Annotated in this window: 8 protein-coding genes; 2 read left to right on the top strand and 6 right to left on the bottom strand. The window is 38.5% G+C overall.

What is annotated here, in order from left to right:
• On the top strand, nucleotides 1-760 hold a 760-nt coding region (locus MOQ65_RS08595; protein ID WP_257847298.1), incomplete at its 5' end, for an IS256-like element ISVat2 family transposase.
• Between the two features lie 84 nt (nucleotides 761-844).
• On the opposite strand, the gene MOQ65_RS08590 is transcribed toward MOQ65_RS08595, so the two are convergent.
• The 3 genes from MOQ65_RS08590 to MOQ65_RS08580 form a co-directional block, all read right to left on the bottom strand.
• A complete protein-coding gene (locus tag MOQ65_RS08590) occupies nucleotides 845-1,501 on the bottom strand; it encodes a peptidase (protein ID WP_257847297.1) in 657 nt (218 codons plus the stop codon).
• A 134-nt stretch (nucleotides 1,502-1,635) separates the two neighbouring features.
• On the bottom strand, nucleotides 1,636-2,757 hold the full coding sequence (locus tag MOQ65_RS08585; RefSeq protein ID WP_257847296.1) for an AI-2E family transporter: 1,122 nt from the start codon (nucleotides 2,755-2,757) through the stop codon (nucleotides 1,636-1,638).
• Nucleotides 2,758-2,947: 190 nt separating this feature from the next.
• Nucleotides 2,948-3,985: an OmpA family protein gene (locus MOQ65_RS08580; protein ID WP_257847295.1), complete on the bottom strand. Its 1,038-nt coding sequence runs from the start codon at nucleotides 3,983-3,985 to the stop codon at nucleotides 2,948-2,950.
• Nucleotides 3,986-4,720: 735 nt separating this feature from the next.
• Between MOQ65_RS08580 and MOQ65_RS08575 the strand changes: the two genes are divergently transcribed.
• Nucleotides 4,721-5,428 (top strand): glutamine amidotransferase, encoded by a 708-nt coding sequence (locus MOQ65_RS08575; RefSeq protein WP_257847294.1) that lies wholly within the window; start codon nucleotides 4,721-4,723, stop codon nucleotides 5,426-5,428.
• A 352-nt stretch (nucleotides 5,429-5,780) separates the two neighbouring features.
• Here the strand turns inward: MOQ65_RS08575 and MOQ65_RS08570 are convergent, their stop codons facing one another.
• The 3 genes from MOQ65_RS08570 to MOQ65_RS08560 form a co-directional block, all read right to left on the bottom strand.
• Nucleotides 5,781-7,190, bottom strand: a complete 1,410-nt coding sequence (locus MOQ65_RS08570) for an MATE family efflux transporter (protein ID WP_257847293.1) — start codon at nucleotides 7,188-7,190, stop codon at nucleotides 5,781-5,783.
• A 253-nt stretch (nucleotides 7,191-7,443) separates the two neighbouring features.
• On the bottom strand, nucleotides 7,444-15,516 hold the full coding sequence (locus tag MOQ65_RS08565; RefSeq protein WP_257847292.1) for an ESPR-type extended signal peptide-containing protein: 8,073 nt from the start codon (nucleotides 15,514-15,516) through the stop codon (nucleotides 7,444-7,446).
• A gap of 547 nt (nucleotides 15,517-16,063) precedes the next feature.
• Nucleotides 16,064-22,366, bottom strand: a complete 6,303-nt coding sequence (locus tag MOQ65_RS08560) for an ESPR-type extended signal peptide-containing protein (RefSeq protein ID WP_257847291.1) — start codon at nucleotides 22,364-22,366, stop codon at nucleotides 16,064-16,066.
• Nucleotides 22,367-22,553 lie beyond the last annotated feature (187 nt).

The following is a 22,553-nucleotide window of genomic DNA, read 5'->3' as shown; positions in this document are numbered from 1 at the left end:
GTCAGAACAGTCTCGCTCATGGCAAGCTCTTATGCAGCGAATAGCGACCCCCATTGTGGTCGTTTCTGATGGTGGACCTGGTCTTAGAAAAGCATTAAAAAAAGTTTGGCGTACCGCCAAGCTTCAACGTTGTATTGTTCATGCCGTATGGCAAGTACATCGTTACACTACTAGGCGGCCTAAGACATTAGCAGGTATTATGTTAAAAGATTTAGCAAGCGATTTATATAACGTAAAAACACAGGAAGATGCAAAAATATGGATTCAACGATTATTTAATTGGAGAGTGACTTTTAAAGAGTTTCTAAGTGAAATGACACGTGATAGTAATGATAATTTAAGAGCTACGCATGAACGATTACTAAAAGCCTATAACTCTCTAGTGGTATTAATTAATACAGAGACAATGTTTCGATATTTAGATGAAACATTGGTGTTGGATAAAGAATGTCCGAGGACTAATAACCCTATTGAAGGCGGAGTAAACGCACAACTCAGACGTTTATTGCGCTACCATCGAGGAATGTCTGTAGAAAAACGTATAAAAGCGGTCTTTTGGTGGTGTTATTTACACTCACCAAGACCGCTTTCTGCAAAAGAAATACTTAAGGTAATGCCAACTGATGCAAGTATTTCTAAAATATATAGTTCTATGAATGAAAGAGCCCAACTTCAAGGCATAATTCCAACTTGGGGGGATGCCATTTCTTGGGGTGATTTGCATAACTATGACAAATTATCTTTCAATGATTGGGATTAAAGTACCAACACGTTTTGTCCTATAACCCATAAAAGAGCTGAAGATTTTATCTTCAGCTCTTTATTTATAATATCGCTAAATAGATTAACGACCCATATCAATGGTGTTATCCCAAATAATATTTGTTCTGCGACCATCGAAGCCTTGATCTGGTTCAGGAGGTAATTTACTGGATTTAGTTTGACCTACATAAGCACCTGTTTCAGCATCTACAGTAACTACAGTCTTTTTGCCGTCTTGATGCATTGTCATATAGTATAAAATCTTACCTTCATGAGCTTCGATTTTCCAGCCTTTTACAACTGCATCAGCACCAAGTTGTTGTTTTGCAACGCGCTCAGCTTGAGCTGCTTCGATGACTTTATCTTTATTGAAGATTTCACCGATAACTTTCTTAGGTTTGCCACCTTCATCCATATCAGAAGTATTACCAGTGATAACGTCGATTTTCATCTTATATTGATGATATTTACTATAGCCTACTACTTTGTAACCATAGTTCAAATCATTAGAGTTAAGCTCTACAGAATGAAGTGCTGCATTAGGAAAACGGTTTTGGAAAATAGTACCAATTTTACTCATAGTCATAACCATGGATTCCCCTGGTGCACGTTGTACAGAAATATCAGTACTTGTTTCTGGTTTTGTTTTACGTGCATCTGCCACACTAGGTGTAGCAACGGACAATACGCCAACTGCCAATACACCAGTTAATGCCATAGAAATCAACTTTTTATTCATTACATATCCTCCTACTATATACAATGCTTTCACCTATGGTAAAAGCCATCCGTATACTAGAATTACTATAATTTTGTGCTATACGCAACAGCACACAAAACATACATAAATAGATATATTATTTAGACAATATACTATAAACCTTCATTCGATGCAAGTCGATCGTTTACATCAGTCATAAGCAATTTGTAACATGTTGCCACCAAAGGTACGCCAATCAACATACCAGTGACCCCCATTAAACTACCACCTACGATAACGGCCGCAAACACCCACAAACCAGGTAAGCCAACGGAATTACCTACAATCTTGGGATAAATAAAGTTACTTTCAATTTGATGAAGAACCTCTAATATAATCACATAGATTAATGCATCCATAGGACTAACAGTAAGTAAGATAACTGCGCCTATAACGCCCCCTACATAAATACCTAACAATGGAACTAATGCAGTAAGACCAATAACACAGGCAATCGTAGTAGCATATTCGATGTTAAATGCCCACAATGAAATGCCCACCATAATACCTAAAATCAAGGCATCTATAAACTGGCCTACAAAGAAGTTACTAAAAGTTTGAACAGCTACGCGTGTCACATAACTAACACGGTTAACCCACTCATCAGATGCATAGGCTTTTAGGATTCGTTTACCTTGCATCATAAGTCGCTCTTTATCGAGCAACATATAAATGGCAAAGATTAAACCTAAACCTATATTCAAAGTCCAAGATAAGGCTGTCCCCATCGCATTAACTAGGTATGTACCACCCTTTGTGCCCCACTCGCGAGTATATTTAACAACACTTTCACCACTCAAGGTATCCATAAGAGTTTGATTGGAGGCCATTGGAATGGTTTCTGTAAAGTGTTGCATCCATGTTTGGAAATCTGTATACAACTGTGGCGAAGAAGCTACGATAATCGACATGGAATGAATCAATTGTGGAATCGCCATGCGAGCAATGAAATACACGATAGCACTGATAGTAACAAAGGATAATACAAGACTTAAAGGTCGTCTAATTTTATCTTTCCAACCAGTTTTACTCTTAGGCCACAGCCAGCGTTCATAACGCACAACGAGAATATCGAGGACAAATGCGATACAAGCACCTACTATAAGTGGAACAAAAGCAGTAACAATGGCATCAATAGCATTGGCTATATCGCTAATACGGAGCGCCATCATGATCATAACGCCAGCCAATATAATGGCCCCTATAAGCGGTTTGTAATATTTAAATCGTTTCATATATAACCTACTTTACTATACTCACAATGCATACATTACCAAAACTTAATGAACATTGTATGACCTACGATTGTATGCAAGTTTAGTATAACACAAAAGTCCACCTTATCACATGCTCGGTCCCCCGATGAACACGAGAGCATGATAGAAGGTGGACTTATTATATGTCTAATCTAAATTAGATTGAAGATTAGCGGTGAATGTAAACGTCTACACGACGGTTTTCAGCTTTACCTGCTGCAGTAGAGTTAGTTGCTACTGGTTTAGTGTCGCCATTAGCGATACCGATGAAACGATCAGCAGATACGCCGTTGTTTACTAAGTATTGAGCTACGTATTGTACGCGGCGTTCGGACAAGCCAACATTGTATTGAGGAGTTGCATCAGTATCAGCATTACCCAACAATTTGATTTGATCTTGAGAGTATTGGTTAGCAGCGTTTACAGCAGCTGTCAAGTTTGGATATTGGTCTGCACGAGCTACATCTTGGTCGGAATCGAAGTAGATGGATTGTACATAGTAATCCAATTTAGGAGTTTTGTATACAGGAGCTTCTACTACAGGAGCTGGAGCTGAAGTGTATACAGGAGCTGGAGCTGGAGTTGCTACAGGAGCTACTGTTTTGTGACCACCGAAGCGATAGGACAAGCCAACTACAGGACCTTGGAAGGAGATATTTTCCTTATCTGCATGTTTTGTGTTGATATAACGGTAACCAGCGTTGATATCCAAGTCTTCGTTCACTTTGTAGCCTAAACCAGCTTCCCAAGTGGAAGTTTTCTTAGTACCTACACCAGCTTTACCATACACTTCTACTTTAGAGCCAAGGTTAGCTTTACCAATTACACCTGCTTGTGCAATGTTATTAGCTTTAGCGAAGTCATCACCAGAAATATGAGCATAGCCACCATATACAGCGAAGTTTTTGTTCAAGGATTGAACCAAGTTTACTTCGTGCATTTTGTCGCTATAGCCAATGCCACCCAATTTGTCGTTCAAACCATGGTAAGCATATTGAACAGCAGTTTTGTCAGACAAAGCGTATGTCAAACCACCATCAAAGTTCCATTTTGCATCAGCATTGAAATGTTCAGTTTTTGCTTTAGAATGAGCTGCACCAAGATCAACTTGGAATTCGCCTTTGTTGAATTGAGTTTGTGGAGTTGCGCCAGCTACGGATACGCCTACAGCAGCAACTGCCAATAAAGCTAATAATCTTTTGTTCATTATAATTCCCTCCAATAAAAGCCCATAACAATACACAGGGCCTTGGTAATAATATACTTTCATTTTACACAACTTTTCGATAAATTTCAATATCTTTTATGAATTTACCATGAGAATTTCGAAATATATCTATATGTAGATGTTATATATTTTAACTTCATAACCACTACTATCGTTATATTCTAGGAATATACTATGTCTAATCATATGATAGATAAATTTATGCTTTATCCTTTTAAGATATATCTTAGATTTATATTAAAGTATCTTTAAGATTAACAGGATAAAGGAAAACGCCTACAGTATATAATGTAGGCGTTTCCTTTTAAATTAGTTTTATATTAAATTAGTCTTCTTTTACAGAGAACCATGCACGATGGAATACGGCTGCAATCGCACCACCTACTAAAGGAGCAACGATGAAGAGCCATACGCCGATGGATACCTTCATGAACTCAAAAGGCATGCGTTCCCTCTCTTAAGGGTATTCATGTTACTCTCATTAGTATAAATATTTTCTAAATTATATCAACGACTTTTTTTCGATATAATTTTACAAAATATTATTCTGTATCCCCTAATTATATATCATGACGTTTCTCACACATTAAATTCTATAGAATATGCTATACTGTTATTATATTTTGTAGAAATTACTATTGTATGTGCAGTTATAGAAGTATGTACAGTTATATAGAAGTATATATAGTTATAAGGAGCTATATAGGAGGAACCATGAGTAAAACAGCTTATATTGTACGTCATATTAACTTTGAAAATGCCGGTATTTTAGAGTCCGTCTTAATAGATCGAGGATTTGAGCTAACATACATTGAAGCGCCCCTTGTCAATTTTGAACACTATGATGCGACAGAAGCTGATTTAGTCATCGTCTGTGGAGCCCCGATTGGCGCATATGACGAACAGCTCTACCCATTCTTAACTGATGAAATCAAATTTATTACAGATCGTATAAATAGTAAAAAGCCATTACTTGGCATCTGTTTAGGTGCCCAACTCATATCCCGTATTATGGGAGGTCACGTAGGTCCTATGAAGCATGGGAAAAAAGAAATTGGCTTTGGTCCAATAGAATACACTACTGAAGGCGCCTCCTCCCCATTGGCATTACTAGGCAATGTACCGGTTCTTCACTGGCATGGCGATGAATTTGAAATCCCTAAAGGTGCTGTGAGACTTGCTAAAACAGAACTATGCCCAAATCAAGCATTCTCCGTAGGCACTCACATTCTAGGCCTTCAATTTCATATGGAGGCTGATCCTGCATTCATTGAAAGTTGGCTTGTGGGCCATTGTGCAGAGCTTTCTAACGCAGGTATCGATATTTCTAGACTCAGAGAAGAGGCTAAGCAGCTACGCCAAGAATTACCAGCTGCAGGAAAAGCAGCATGTATTGCTTGGCTTGAACAAAACCATTTATAAAAGTAAAAACCGCCTTAGTAAAACTAAGGCGGTTTTTACTTGTTTCTTATATATATCCCTTACATATATACACGAAATCATGGATTTCAGGTCCGATAACACATTCCCCAATGTGTCATTTTTTCCACATTTCGTATTGTACATCAAACAAATTGAATAGGCAAGAAGTTTTTCATAAACTTTTCATAAATTATTCTATTTTTTTCAATATAGCTAGTAATCCTTAATAAAATATTGTAGATTCTATCTATATTAAAGCTATACATCGAATAATTTAAACTTTAGATTTTATATGAAAATCTATCGCATAAATGATATTCAAAATTAATATTTTAAATACTAATCAGTAAGATTAAACAATTTTATGCTGCCATGTACCTCGAACAAATCGGAAATAGGAACAACATAATCGTAAAGACTGATCGAAGCACAACGATAACCATGCGCCTAAAAGGCCTAAGCCAAATGTAATACACAATAGATACGTAATAATAGGTCGTATAATAGCTACACTAACAAGGGAATATTTCATAATATAATATGTATCCCCCGCTCCTTTTAGTACACCGGAGTATACTTGCTGTAAAGCTTGAGGAAAGGCCGCAATGGCCATAAGCCCCATTAAGGCACCAGCTAACGTAACGACTTCACTTTCACGTGTATATAACTGTACCAATAAATCACCAGGACCAATAAATATGAGTGCACTTACAAGGCCCACGACCAGTCCGATTCGGGCACCGATTTTACCATAGACACGTGCAATATCTGGACGTTTATGTCCAAGGTTTTGCCCCGTATGAGAGGCCCCTGCAAAGCCAAGTCCCATAGCAAAGTAATAGAATATATCCATTAAGTTCATACATACATAGTGTGCTGCTAATGGTACCGCCCCTAAGGATGCAACGATCATTGTGTACGTATACATACCAAATCGTTCAAAAAACTGTTCCCCTAATGAGCTACCACCTACGTGGAACATAGTGTGCAAAACGGTTCGTTCAAACTTCCACTTTGAAGGATGTCGCAAGGTTAATCCCGTTGTAGTATGTTGTGAAATCGTACGCAGTAATAATAGAGCAATAACGGCACTACTAATCATTGTCGAAACACCTGCGCCCATAACACCGAGTTCAGGAAAGAAACCAATACCATAAATCAAGAAGAAGTTCATTATAGTATTTAAAATATTACCTACTACATTGGACTTAAAAATAACCTTGGTATTGCCATACCCAATAAGGGCGGCCCCTACAATTTGACTAAAAGATTGGAATATTAGACTAATGACAATAAAACGGCCATACCAAACAGCCGTTTCTATATAACCGTCTTCGGCACCTGTAAAGCGTAAGATATGCTCTAAGTTAAAGAAACATATTGCCAGTAAAGGTACATAAATCAAGAAATTCAAGAGTATGGATTGCTTAAGAACGGCATTCATACCATCAACTTCACTTTCACCGTGGCGGCGAGCTATAATAGCCGTTACCGCAATCGACAAGGCACGACAGAATATGAGCATCACCATCTCTGGCTGCCCCATAATACCAACTGAGGCAAGTGCGGAGGCACCGAGGGCCCCTACCATGGCTAAATCAATAGCTGTCATAAACTGCAGCATCAAACCTTGTAATGTAGCAGGCCAAGCTATTTTCAAATAATTGCCATACATCTGCTTTGTTGTACCTACAGGACCTAATCGTTCTGTAGCGGGCAACATTGCATCAATGGACAACCATCGTTGTATGCGGTCTAACATAGTAACTCCTATTCATGCAAGATCGTATAAGATTGAGCTATCTATTAGCCCCAATATCTTCTGTATTATATCACAAGAATATATGAAAAGTCATTCATATATTATAATTATATTTAATAATCTATATCAAAATTGCAAAAGAACCTCTTATAGCGTCTGAATATACCCTACCAAGTATTCCAACATATAAGAGGTTCTTTTAATTTTCAGAAAATATTATATCAGTCTATCATACGAAATTAATTATCAATTATTAACCTTTGGATGCCAACAATTGACTAACTGCTGCACGCAAGTCTTCTAAGCCTTGTTTAGTTTCAGCTAGTTCTTGACGTTGACGCTCATTTTCAGCTTCCAACGTATTGAGACGAGCCGCTTGATCTGCGATAACAGTTTTTTGTTCACTATTTTCTTTTTTGAGACTAGATACTTCATCTTGCATTACATACACAGAGCTAATAGGGCCTGCTTTGTAACGATCAGGAATATTTTTCTTTTCTGGGCTAGAGCCAAATTTGTGAGTTACACCAGCATTTACCATATTACGGTTTGCACCGAGAGATACGCCAACATTGAACATTGTATCTTCGTTTGTATAATGTGCAAGACCTAAGGCCGCTGCTGTTTCACCACGATAATTACCTACGCCAGCCATCACTTGAGTTGGTTCCAATGGGTCATATTGAATTGGTTTCAACGCTGCCATTGCTGCTGCATGCGCACCTACGCGTTGTACCTCACCTGCTACTTGACCAATAGCATCGCCGATTCTAGCATTAGATGCTTTCAACTGACTAACATTAACAGCATCAGTATCATCTGTACCAGGTGCAATCCCTTTAAGTTGGTTATTACCATTATTGAGACCATCCTTAGTCAAGGAAATAGTGCCTGCATTAGGATTATTAGGGTTTGCACTGCCTGGTGTAATTGTTATGCCATTACCATCTGTAACAGTTGTGTTACCTGCTGCATCTTTAAATGTAGCAGACTTCATATCCTTCAGTTCAGGGTTTACTGCATAACTAATTGTTTTACCAGCTTGGCTAACCATCATATTATTGCCCGCTTTGAAAGTAACTGTTTCATCAGTTTTTACTTTTTCAGCTGTTGCAGTTGGTGTGCTGTTAATACCAGAGCCTTCTGTACCAATAGTTGCATTCCATCCAGCATTTTCAACGGCGGATTTAACTTGATCTTCCGTAGCAGCACGGCCAGATGCAATATTATTTGGATCCCAAGTTTTGTTAGTTAATCCTGTAACAACACCATCTTTGCCATTTACAGCAACAGGATTATTACCACCTGTAGTAATAATGCCATCTTTACCATCGATACCTACAGTACCAATTGTAGCCTTGCCATCCTTACCATCAAGAGCAATCTTATCGCCAGCTTTTACAGAACCATTTTTGCCATCGATAGCAACCGCATTAGCACCATCACCAGCCTTAATCGTACCAGTTGTACCATCTACAGTAACTGACTTACTTGGATCTGTGCCTAATGTAACCTTATCATTCAACTTGTTATCGTAAATAATATGTCCATCAGCGGCAGTTGTTTTAGTCAATACAATATTGCCTGTAGTACTACCAGCACTTTCACCACCATTAGCAGTCAATTCTGTTTTAGACGCCTTAGACTTAGCCTCTAATTGACGAACATTGACAGCATCTGTATCATCTGTACCATCTGCAATCTTAGAAATTTTATTACCACCATTATCGAGGCCATCTTTAGTTAAGGATACAGGATTCTTACCAGCTGCAGTAATAGTTACACCATCTTTAGTAAGAGCTGTGTTATTACCATTGCCATCATCGATAACTGTGCTATCTGCTGTAGAAGTGTTTGTTTTTGCACCATCCGTAATCTTAGTACCATCTGCAGTTGTTGCGGTAGACTTAGTACCATCTGTTACTGTATTACCAGCTGCAGTAGATGTATTGGTTTGAGTACCCGCAGTTTGTGTAATGGAATCACCATTGATAACAGTTGTGTTATTACCAGTACCATTGAAGCTTGCAGAGTTCATATTCACAAGGTCTTTATTCAAGGAATATGTGAAGTCACGCTCATTTTGGTTGATCGTGATGTTTTCACCTGCAATCATAGTAACCTTTGCGTCTTTACCTACTTTTGCATCTGTCTTAGTACCAGTTTGTTTACCAGATGTAGCAGCATCTTTGTCGGCTGTAATTTGCCATGTTTGGTTAGCTGCAGCATCAGCTACTACTTTCAATTGATCCTCGGTAGCAGCACGGCCAGATACAGCATTACCATCCCAAGTCGTATTAGCGAGACCTGTTACATGGTTATTTGTACCATCTACTGTAACGCCACCAATATTAGCAGCTTTACCTGTAATAGTACCAGTAGTACCATCTAACGTTACCCCCTTATTACCACCTGTTGTAATTGTATTATTTACACCATCGATAGCTGCACTACCAATAGTAGCCTTACCCGCTGTACCATCAATAACAATGGCATTAGCACCAGTACCAAATGTCAATGTATCATTAAGTTTTACATTGTAAATTGTATGACCATCTGTAGCCGTTGTAGACGTTAATTTTACATTGCCAGTTGTTGCGTTAGCCGCTTCATCATCATTAGCAGTAATTTCTGTTTTAGATGCTTTTTTAGCTGCATTAATAGCATCTGCTACATTCTTAGCTGTTGCCACACCATCAGTAGCAGGGCCTGTAATAGTGCCATCTGTACCAGCTGTAATAGCCGCTGTTTTTACATCATATTTAACAACGCCTGCATCATCGATAGTAGCAGTTGTTAACGTGCCATCTTTAAAGTTCAAGCCATCAGCCAAGGATACTTGTTTAGCTGTACCATCATTTGCTTTATAAGACAATTTAGTCTTAGTCGCAACTTTAGCGCCATCAATAGTTACCTTGTAATCCTTAGTTGTGCCATCTGCACTTGGTGTTCCTGTAACAGTCAACGGATTATCCGCATCAGTTGTATCAGTACTTACTGTAACTGCACTTACCGCAGATTTCTTAACCTCTGCTTCAGATACTTTTACAGTTAAGTTTTTACCATCTGCATCAGTTGTTACGTATTTACCGTCACCTTTGATGCCCAATGTATCATCTTTAAGATTTACGACACCGGCAGATGTATTAGTATCGCCAGCAAATTTCAAGTTAATAGCATCAGTGCTTGCTTTAGCAGCCTTATTAATAGCATCTGCTACATTTTTAGCTGTTGCTAAGCCATCATCACCTGTTACAGATGCTGCACCTGTAGTGGCATTGCTATCAATAGTAGCACGTTTTGTAGACACCTCTACAGTATCGCCATTCATCTTCGTAGAAATGAAATCACCAGTAGCACCTTTTACATTGAATGCTACATCACCATCTTTTAAAGATTGGCTAGATGTTGTGCCACTATCTGCGCCAAGAGAAACCTTACGACTAACAGCCGCTGTAGCATCATTGATCTTGGTCTTAGTATCATCGTTAATATCAAATGTTACCTTACCATCATTATCTACAGTAGCTTTTGTCATTGTGCCATCTACAAAGTCTAAGCCTTTAGACAATTTAACGGACTTAGCATCTGTATCTGCCGCACTATTAGCACGGTATGTTAAGGTTTGGCTTGCTACAGTATCTTTCAACTGTTTTACATTTACTGCATCAGTATCATCAGTACCTTCTGCAACCTCTTTAATTTTGTTGCCACCAGCATTGATTTCATCAAGGGTAAATTGAACTTCTTTACCTGCTGCAGATTGGAATGCCATGCCTTGAGCACTACCTTGAGCAAAATTCCCATCTTCATCATTAAACATGAGATTTTTAGAATCAAGAGAGCTGCTATTAGGTCCGGCTTGTAAAGATAAAGTACCAACGTCTAAATAAGTATTTGCTGTATTCGGTTGATTTACATCAATACCATTATTGATTCTAATACCATCACGGTCAATTTGTGTATAATTACCTACAGCTGGATCACCAAACTTACCGCTAGCATTAATTGCATCAAACTTGATTGTCTCACCCACACCATTTTCAAGAGAAATAGAGTTTAATTTCTTAAGATCTTTATTTAATGTGGTAGCGATATTTTTGCCAGTTTGTGTAACTGTAATATTGTTATCACCAGTAAAGTCTACAGTATCTCCGCCGGCTACAGTAGTCGGTGTATCACCATTAGCAGATAGTTTCCATGCTGCACCATCTTTAGCTTGGCTAGCCGCTTTGTTAATAGCATCGGCCACGTTCTTAGCAGTTGCTAAACCATCATCACCTGTAACAGAGGCAGTACCCGCAGCGTCACTATTGATAGTAGAACGTTTTGTGGAAACTTCTACAGTGTCGCCATTCATCTTCGTAGAAATGAAGTCACCAGTCGCACCTTTTACATTAAATGCTACATCGCCATCTTTTAAGGATTGACTAGATGCTGTGCCGCTATCTGCACCAAGAGAAATATTACGAGCAACTGCAACGGAAGAGTTATCTACTTTAGTTTTAGTATCTGCATCTAAACCAACTGTAACAGTTTGACCATTTACAGTGGCTGTCACACCATTTGTACCAGCCACATTAAGTTTTTGGTTTTTAAGATCAATAGTACCGTTATTTGTACCATCTGTAATATTTAAGTTTTGAGACAAGTTAGCAACAGCTTGCTTAACATCACCAATATTTGCTGCATTGGAATCAGTTGTACCACCACTAGCAACATTAGTAATTGTCTTGTTACCACCGTTGATACCATCAGTTTTATCAATGGAGATGCCACCTACAGTTACTTTATCTGTTGTGATACCAGTACCTGTGATTGCAGTAGTACCATTTGTTAAGCCAGATGTATTGATTACTGTGTTACCTGCAGTAATAGAATCTACTGTAAGATCTTTCTTTGTGGCTACAGTAATTTTCTTTTTATCTGTACCATCTTGAGTGATTAAAATATTATCACCATTGATAAGATCTACTGTGTCCCCACCTTGTACAGTCGTTTTATCAGTTGTGCTGGAATTTGTTGTAAGATTCCATGCCGCACCAGCTTTAGCTGCATCAGCTGCTTTATTGATAGCATCGGCTACATTTTTAGATGTTGCTAAGCCATCATCGCCTGTTACAGATGCTGCGCCTGTATTAGCATCACTAGTAATTGCCGCACGTTTAGTGGAAATTTCAACAGTGTTACCATTCATCTTCGTAGATACTAAGTCACCTGTCGCACCTTTCACATTGAATGCCACATCACCATCTTTTAAGGATTGGCTAGATGCTGTGCCGCTATCTGCACCAAGAGAGATGTTACGAGCTACTGCTATGGACGCATTATCTACTTTAGTTTTTGTAGTTGCATCAAGACCTACTGTAACAGTTTGGCCATTTACAGTTGTAGTTACACCATTCGTTCCGGAAATAGTAAGTTTTTGATTTTTAAGATTTACAGTACCATCTGTAGCACCATCAGAAACAGTAAGATTTTGAGACAAGCCATCTACAGCTTTATTTATAGAATCTGCTACATTTTTAGCAGTCGCTAAACCATCTGTAGGGCTATTTACTTTAGCTTTACCATCAGCGTCATTAGTAATAGTTTCTGTGGCAGTAGAAATAGTTACAGTACCATTTGTACCTACAGTTGCTTTTGTAAAAGTACCATCTGTAAAGTTTAAACCATTTGCCAAGGACACTTTGTTTGCATTAGCACCATTAGCTTTGTATGTTAATTGTGTTTGATTAGCTAATTTTGTTGTATCAATACCAATTGCATAGTCCTTAGTATTTGTACCTGCTGTTGGTGTAATTGTAATAGGATTATCTGTTGTATTAGCCTTGCTAACAGTTACTGCGCCTACAGCTAAATCTTTTACTTTAGCAGAATCAACAGCTACTTGTACACCTGTAGCAGAAGCCTTAGTAGTAACTAAATCGCCATCACCAGCCACTTTAAAGGTTGCATCACCGTCTTTAAGATACTTAAGACCTGTAGATCCTGTATCACCTGTTAAACCAATACCTTTAGTCGTAGCATTTACCGTATTATTGTCTAAACCAACAACAAGACTACCATTATTTGTACCAACTAAATCAGTTCTAATACCATTAGCACCGATTACTTTAAGTGGACTTTCACTAAGCTTAACAGTACCCGTTTTAGAATTTGTATCTAGTTTTAATGTAACAGCATCTACAGCATTCTTTACATCTGTAATGTTCGCTGCATTAGTACCTATATTACCACCGCTAGAAACGTTGGTAATTTGCTGTCCCCCTGCACTAATAGCATCGGTACCAAACTTAACAGTTTTCGTAGCAGTTTTTGCAGTTAAACCATCACGAGTTATGGTCACATTATTACTACCAGTAGTCGGACCAATTTGAAGCGTTGTATTACTCAATACATTATCGCCGGCTTTAAATGAATCGCCAGTAAAGTTTCTACCTTTTACAGAACCATTTGTACCATCTAGAGTAATTTGATTGCCACCAGAAGAAACCGTAACGGAATTATTTGCTTTCACAGTATCTACAGTAATCGCCTTATTCAAAGAAGTAGTAATTTTTTTGCCACTACGAGTTACTGTAATATTATTGTCCCCACCAAAGATTACAGTATCTGATTTATTGATTACTTCAGGAGCACTAGAATCCCTGTCTGCCGCTAATTTCCAATGATATGCATTGGCAGAAATAGCTTTATTGATAGCATCTGCTACATTTCTAGAATCAGCCATGCCTGCAGCATTTGCAGAAGCTTGACCATTTGTGACATCAATATTTTGTGTTTTACCAGAAATTGTAAGGTTCTGACCGTTGGCAGATGTTGTAATATATGTATTATCGCCCTTAAGGCCTAATGTGCTCTTTGCAATATTCACATTGCCAGTATTTACATTACCAGAGAATGCAAGGTTAACACTCTTTAATTGGGCTACGTTAACTGCATCTGTATCTCTTGTACCTGCTGCAAGGCCTGTAAGTTGACGTGTTACAGTACTACCATTACCAATAGAAACGGCACCTGTTGTACTAGTAAGTACATTGCCATTCAAACCAGAATAAACATCTGTACGGTTTGTATTAGGATTATAACCCTTATTAGCAGTACCGCCTGCTACATCAGCAACGGAATCACGCCCTAAGGCAACACCACCATCAACGGTAACGCTAGAATCAGGACCAATAGCAACAGATTTAACTGCACTTGCATTAGCTCTAGTACCAATAGCAATAGAATGTTGAGATGTGGAATTAACACGACTACCTATGGCAATTGATTCTAAACCATTAGCTGTCGTAGCAGAGCCGATTGCAAGAGCTCTATTGCCTGTAGCTTTCGTTGGCGTAGATCCATATGAACCAATGGCAATAGTTCCATCATCATTGGCTGTAGCACTAGCACCTAACGCCACAGAGTTAGCACCTTTAGCAGTTACATTCATACCAGTAGCAACACTGTTAAAGGCAATCGACTGAGCAGCTTGACCAACTGCGACACCGCCTAAATCAGACTTAGTTCCATTAGTACCAACAGCAACACCATTTGCACCTTTTGAAGTGGTAAAAGCACCGATAGCTATACCACTCTCGCCTGTGACAGAACTTTTTCTACCGATGGCAATACTGTTATCTGCACTTGAAGAGCTCTCGCCCCCAATAGCGACACCATACTGATTAGTCGCATTGGCTAACATACCGATACCAACACCTGCAGTTCCACCAGCCTTTGCCCTAGATCCCAATGCAGTAGAGGATCCACCAGATGCAACAGTACCATGGCCAAATGCAGTGGCATCATTATTAGATGCAGTGGCATCAGCACCTAAAGCACTAGCATAGTTCCCTGTTGCCTTAGTACCATAACCAACTGCCACAGCAGCATCCTCGGACGCAACGGATTTAGCACCTAACGCTGTAGTACTTCCCGATGTAGCTTGAGCTAATAACCCCAATGCAACTGTAGATTGACCTGTTGCATTAGCACCTGCACCAACTGCTGTAGCAGGTAGTGCAGGATCTGCTTCTGTTGCTGTTGCTACACTATAATAACCAATAGCAATGGATTGGTTGCTACCAGAACTAGCAAAATTACCAATAGCTAGACCATTAGTTTTACCACTAGTTACGCTACCATTTGCAATAGCTGCAGATGGTTGATCGCCCACTGCCGCTGCAACATCAATTACACTTGCAGTCTGCATCGCCAAGGCAGCCAAGATACTCGCTACTACAATTTTCTTTTTCCCTGTTTTATTTTTTGCCATTTCAGATACTACAACGTAGCACTGTTTAGACTTAGACCAAATGACTTTAAATATCTTATTCATACATTTTCCTTCTTTAAATTACTAACCCTCAACTATATGAATCATATGTTCCACACTTCTCTCAGTCTGGAAATAATGAAAGCTACACAGACTTTCATTTATAAAATCTATCTTTAATTTTACCATAATTCATCTAATTTTCTCAATTTAAAAGTGTAATTTTTGGATATTTACTATTATCTCAATTATGCATAGAGTATGCTTAAACACGCAGTATCATCATAATTCATTTACAATTCACCTTAATAAATTGCATATTATATGAATTTTTATGCCACTAATTGAGAACGAAAAGAATATTAGATTTCATTACAAAATTAATCACCGTCTAAAAACATTCATAAATTATTCATTATATACAGTTTTATCGATATTTTTATTAATTATTAAATTAGAATTTTCAGACTATTTTATTTTACAGATATAGCTTTAATAAACTATTTTTGTTTTCATACTAAAAAGAGCCTCCTCTTTCGAGGAAGGCTCTTTTCATTTTTACATATCCATTCACGGGATATACATAGTTCTAACTATATGTACAATGTGATTATGCTTTATTTGCCAACAATTGGTTAACTGCTGCTTTCAACGCATCAATTTCAGATTGTTGTTGTTCAAGTTTGGATTTGTACTCTTCATTTTGGGAACGCAAGTGACTTACTTCATCTTGCATTACGTAGATAGAGCTGATAGGACCAGCTTTATAACGTTCTGGAATCGCATCTTTTCTATCACGGCTACCACCAAATTTATGAGTTACACCAGCATTAATCATGTTATGGCTAGAACCAAGTGTAACACCAATATTGAACATAGTGTCTTCAGTTTTGTAATGGGCAAGACCGATTGCACCCGCTGTTTCACCACGGTAGTTACCAATACCAGCCATGATTTGTGTTGGTTCCAATGGATCGTATTGGATTGGTTTCAACGCTGCCATAGCTGCCGCATGAGCACCAACACGTTGTGTTTCAACACCTACATTGTTAATAGCTTGTTGTAAACCAGCTTTAGTTTCTTTCAATTGGCTTACGTTTACTGCATCTGTATCAGCTGTACCAGGTGCTACACCATGAATTTGGTTACCACCATTATTCAAGCCATCTGCAGTAAGAGATACAGGGCTAGCTGCAGAGTTTGCAGGATTGATAGTCATGCCTGCACCATTAACTGTTGTAGCGTTACCAGCTGCATCTTTTACAGTTGTACCAGCAGGAGTAATCTTAGTGGATGGACCATTTTCATCACCTACAGTTACACTGTTAAGACCTTTCACGTCTTTAGCTAGGCTATATGTGAAAGTAGTACCATCTTGTTTAACCTCAAGATTATCACCAGCTTGGAATTTAACAGTATCGCCGCCTTGTACTTTTTCAACAGTACCACCAGCTGCAGTTACATTCCATGCAGAAAGATCTTTAACTTGTTGTTTACCAGCAGGTGTTAAGTTGCTCAAATCTTGGTTTGCTGCATTATCGATTTTTGCTTTTGTTGCATCATCGATTTTAACAGTTACATCTTCACCATTAGCTACCGTTGTTAAACCGTTTTCGCCTTTGATGTTGAATTTCACATCACCAGTGCTCAAGGATTTTTCATCAGTAGAACCAGTGTTACCACCTAAGGAAATCTTACGACCGATAGCTTCTGTATTTTTATCGATTTGAGCTTTGTTTTTCGCAATATCACCAGCATTTTTAGTAATGTTAGCTTTATTTGCTGCTACTTGGTCATCAACTTGTTTCAATTGATCTTCAGTTGCTGCACGACCAGATACAGGTTGTGTTTGACCTGGAACCCAAGTTTTATTAGTCAAACCAGTTACTTCTGGAGTTTCTACACCATCAGTTGCTTTTACTTTTGGAGCTGTAATTGTATCATTTGCAGTTACAGTATCGAAAGTAACATCTTTCTTAGTAGCAATTGTGAAGTCTTTACCATTTTGAGTAATGGAGATGTTATCACCATCGATGAATTTAACTGTGTTACCACCTTCAACTTTTTCAGCTGTACCATTGTTAGCCACTACATTCCATGCAGATAAATCTTTAACTTGTTGTTTACCAGCATCTGTTAAGTTGCTCAAATCAGTATTTGCTGCGTTGTTGATTTTATTTGCAGTATCATCATCTAATTTAACAGTTACGTCATCACCATTAGCTTCAGTAACGATACCATTTTGACCTTTGATATTGAACTTCACATCACCTGTGCTCAAAGATTTTTCATCAGTAGAACCAGTGTTACCACCTAAGGAAATCTTACGAGCAATAGCTGTTGTATTTTTATCAATTTGTTCTTTATTTGCTGCAATATTATCTTTGTTAGCTTTAATAGCATCAGCGTTCTTAGTGATGTTAGCTTTATTTGCTGTTACTTGATCATCAACGGCTTTCAATTGATCTTCAGTGGCTGCACGACCAGATACAGGTGTTGTTTGACCTGGTACCCAAGTAGTATTTGTTAAACCACTCACTTCTGGAGCTGTAATTTTTTGGTTTGCTGTAACGTTATCGAAGGTTACATCTTTCTTTGTGGCAACAGTGAACTCTTTACCATTTTGTGTAATAGTAACATTATCACCATCGATGAATTTAACTGTATCGCCACCTTGAACCTTTTCCGCAGTACCGTTGTTAGCTACTACATTCCAAGCTGCTAAATCTTTAACTTGTTGTTCACCAGCTGGAGTCAAGTTGCTCAAGTCTTTATTTGCTGCGTTGTCGATTTTATCTTTTGTAGCATCGTCCAATTTAACAGTTACATCTACGCCATTAGCTGCAGTAGTAATGCCATTTTCACCTTTAATATTGAACTTCACATCACCTGTGCTCAAAGATTTTTCATCTGTATCACCATCATCACTGCCTAAGGAGATTTTACGAGCAATAGCTGTTGTATTTTGGTCGATTTTATCTTTGTTTGCAGCAATTTCTCTTGCATTGTTTGCAATATCGCCAGCATTTTTATTGATAGCAGTTTTGTTATCAGCAATATCACCAGCATTTTTAGCAATATTTGTTTTGTTTGTTGCAATATCACCAGCATTTTGAGTGATATTGTCTTTATTAGCTTTAACTTGATCATCTACAGCTTTCAATTGGTCTTCAGTTGCTGCACGACCAGATGTAATGTTATTTGGATCCCAAGTTTTATTAGTTAAACCAGTTACTTGAGGCGTTTCCACACCAGTTGTAGCTTTAACTTTTGGAGCTGTAATAGTGTCGTTAGCCGTTACCGTATTGAATGTTACATCTGGCTTAGTAGCGAATGTGAAGTCTTTACCAGATTGAGTAATGAGAATGTTATCACCATTAATGTATTTAACAGTGTCGCCACCTAACACTTTTTCTGCAGTACCATTATTAGCAACTACATTCCAAGCCGCTAAATCTTTAACTTGCTTTTTACCATCTGGAGTCAAATTGCTCAAATCTTTGTCAGCAGCGTTATCGATTTTATTTTTAGTATCTGTATCAAGTTTAACTGTTACATCATTACCGGAAGCGGTTGTAGTAATACCATCTTCACCTTTAATAGTGAAGTCTACATCATCAGCGCTTAAGGATTTCTTAGTTGTAGTACCAGTATTACCATTTAAGAAAATTTTACGAGCAATAGCTGTTGTATTTTTATCGATTGCTGTTTTATTATCAGCAATATTTTGTTTATTAGTAGCTACTTGATTATCAACTGCTTTCAATTGATCTTCTGTTGCTGCACGACCAGATACTGGTTGTGTTTGACCTGGAGTCCAAGTTGTATTAGTCAAGCCTGTTACTTGCGGTGTTTCTACACCAGTTGTAGCTTTCACTTTAGGAGCTGTGATAGCTTGGTTTGCAGTTACATTATCGAATGTTACATCTTTCTTAGTGGAGATTGTGAAATCTTTACCGGATTGAGTAATTTCAACATTATCACCATCGATAAACTTAACTGTGTCGCCACCTTTAACATTTTCAGCAGTACCACTGTTAGCCACAACTTTCCAAGCCGCTAAATCTTTTACTTTTTGCTCACCAGCTGGGTTCAAGTTGCTCAAGTTTTTATCAGCAGCATTATCGATTGTGTCTTTAGTAGTATCATCAAGTTTAACAGTTACATCATCGCCAGAAGCAACCGTAGTTAAACCATTAGCACCTTTCACATTGAATTTTACATCGCCTGTGCTCAAGGATTTCTCTGCAGTAGAACCAGTGTTGCCACCTAAGGAAATTTTACGAGCGATTGCAGTTTTGTTAGCTTCTGCTTTATCGTCTGTTTTCTTCAATTGAGAAACATTGACAGCATCTTTGTCAGCTACACCATCTGCTACATTAGTAACCTTCATGTCGCCTGCATTGATACCTGTGTTGCCATCAATTTTTACAGTTGGATTGCCTGCAGCATTATTGAAAGATGCACTATTCAAGCCAGTAAGATCTTTCTTCAAAGCTAAAGAGATGTTTTTATCGTTTCTTGCAACAGTAATGTTATCATTGCCAGAGAAATCTACTTTATTACCTTTTTCAACGGTTGCTGTTGTCGCTTCACCATTAGCAGATAAGTTCCAACTGGAAGAACTATTAGCAACTGCTTGATTAATTGCATCAGCTACGTTTTGAGCATCTGCCATACCTGCAGTTGCAGAAGCAACACCATTAGTTACAGTAATATCTTGTTTTTTACCAGCAATTGTAATTTTCTTACCATTAGCTGTAGTTTCAATGTATGTGTTATCGCCATTTACAGCTAATTTACTGTTAGCAAGGTTTACGTCACCAGAACCAGTGTCACCTGTGAAAGCAAGGTTCACACTCTTCAATTGTGCTACGTTAACAGCATCTGTATCAGCCGTACCAGCAGCTACATAGTTAATTTGACGAGTTTGACCTGTTGTACCAACAGCAACACCACCCAATGTAGATGTTAACGTTGCACCAGTTAAGTTAGCATATATATCAGTACGACCAGTATTAGCATTATAACCTGCTACACCAGCTGCAGTACTAGCAACAGACTTAGAACCTATTGCAACACCATCAGCAGTTGTAGCACTAGCACCATCACCAATAGCAATCGATTTAGCTGCACTTGCATTAGATCTAGTACCGATAGCAATACCATCATTCTCTGATACTGAGCTTTTTCTACCAATAGCAATACTGTTATCTGCAGTGGAAGAGCTTTCTCCGCCAATAGCAATACTATAATCTTTAGTTGCATTGGCTAACATACCGATACCAACACCTGCAGTTCCAGCGGCCTTTGCTCTGGATCCCAATGCAGTAGAGGATGCACCAGATGCAGCAGTACCATGACCAATTGCGGTAGACTCAATATTGGAAGCTATCGCATCAGCCCCAAAAGCACTGGCATTGCCATCTGTTGCCTTAGCACCATGACCAACTGCCACAGTATCATCCTCGGACGCAATGGAGTTAGCACCTAACGCTGTAGCATTTGCCGATGTAGCTTGTGCTGATAACCCCAATGCAACTGTAGATCGACCTGTTGTATTAGCACCATCACCAATAGCTACAGAGCTTGTTGCAGCCGTATCTGTAGATGCATTAGGACCAATAGCAATAGCGTTATTAGCTTTTGCACCAGTGTTGTCTTTATTTGGAGTATCAGTAGATTTAATAGATACATATTTATAAGCAATTTGATCCACGATAGCAGCTAACTGAGAGCCGTTGATGGCATCTGTAGAAGTAGCACTTACTTCACCAGGAGCGACGTTTTTTAACTGACGTTCATAGCCTTCAGCACCGAAGGATACAACATCACCTTCTAACGTTTTGTCACCACCAGCCCATGTTGCTGTAATACCATTTGACAATGTATAGCTAGATTGTTTAGTACCTGGGTTATCTGTAGTAGAACCGCCACCTAAAGCGACAGAGTTATCACGATTTGCTTTAGCGCCTGTACCAATAGCGATGGCATTTGTTACAGAATCATTATCAGCACCACTTGTATTAATACCTGTCAAAGCACCAGCGATACGGTTTTTAGAGTCAGCGCCAGTACCAATAGCAATACCAGCATTACCAGATTGCCCTTTAGTACCCACTGTGATACCGATATGGTCTGCTGTAGCATTATTATAATCACGCCACTTAATTTCATATCCTGTTAAATCTTTAACAGCAGCAGAAACGGTCCCAACTTTAGCTTTCCCTGTATTAATATCGGTATAAACTGCTCTAGTATTCGTCATTCTATCAGCATCGTCACCGCCAATAACAATTGAGGAGTGACCAATGGCTTTAGTATTACCACCAATAGCAATACTTTGGTCACCTATAACGGTAGCCCCTTGCCCCGGTAATGCACCACCACCAATGGCAATACCTTGTGAAAAATTAGTACCAGCTTCGTTTACCGTCGCACCAGTACCAATAGCAATCGCAGTACCACCATTTGCAATTGAATTTTTACCTACAGCAACACTTGGTGTATTACTATATAGACCTTTTGAATAAGCATTTTGACCAATAGCAACCCCACCACCAGCAGTCTCTGCTTTTGCAGCAGTACCAATTACAACAGCATCACTAGTAGTAGCTTTTACATTTGTACCTAAAGCAACTGCATTTACACCTGTAACACTAGCACTGTTACCTAAACCGACTGCATTGGCACCTGTAACAGTAGCACTATCACCAAAAGCTACAGATGCACCACCAGTAGATGTAGGCACCTCGTTTACAGCCAATGCTACATTAGCATTAGTCATAGCCAATGCTGCAAATACAGCAGCTACTACAACTTTCTTTTTACCACTATTGTTCTTAGCGAATTCAGATACTACTACGTAGCAATTTTTGGATTTGTTCCAAACCACTTTAAAAATCTTGTTCATTCATTTCTCCTTTAAACTACTATAAAGCTCTCAAACTTCTATATAACAAATAATCTCAATTTCAAGTTTTTCGATATAGTTAGTATACCAAATTTTTCGATATGCTTGCAACCCCTTTTCACTAATATTTCATTTTTGGAATAACTATTGCAAATACAGCAACAACGTGATTCCTTTAACCCCCTAA

The organism is Veillonella faecalis (genome assembly GCF_024677885.1).
Lineage (GTDB): Bacteria > Bacillota > Negativicutes > Veillonellales > Veillonellaceae > Veillonella > Veillonella nakazawae.
This window is presented reverse-complemented; position numbering and strand designations above follow the sequence as displayed.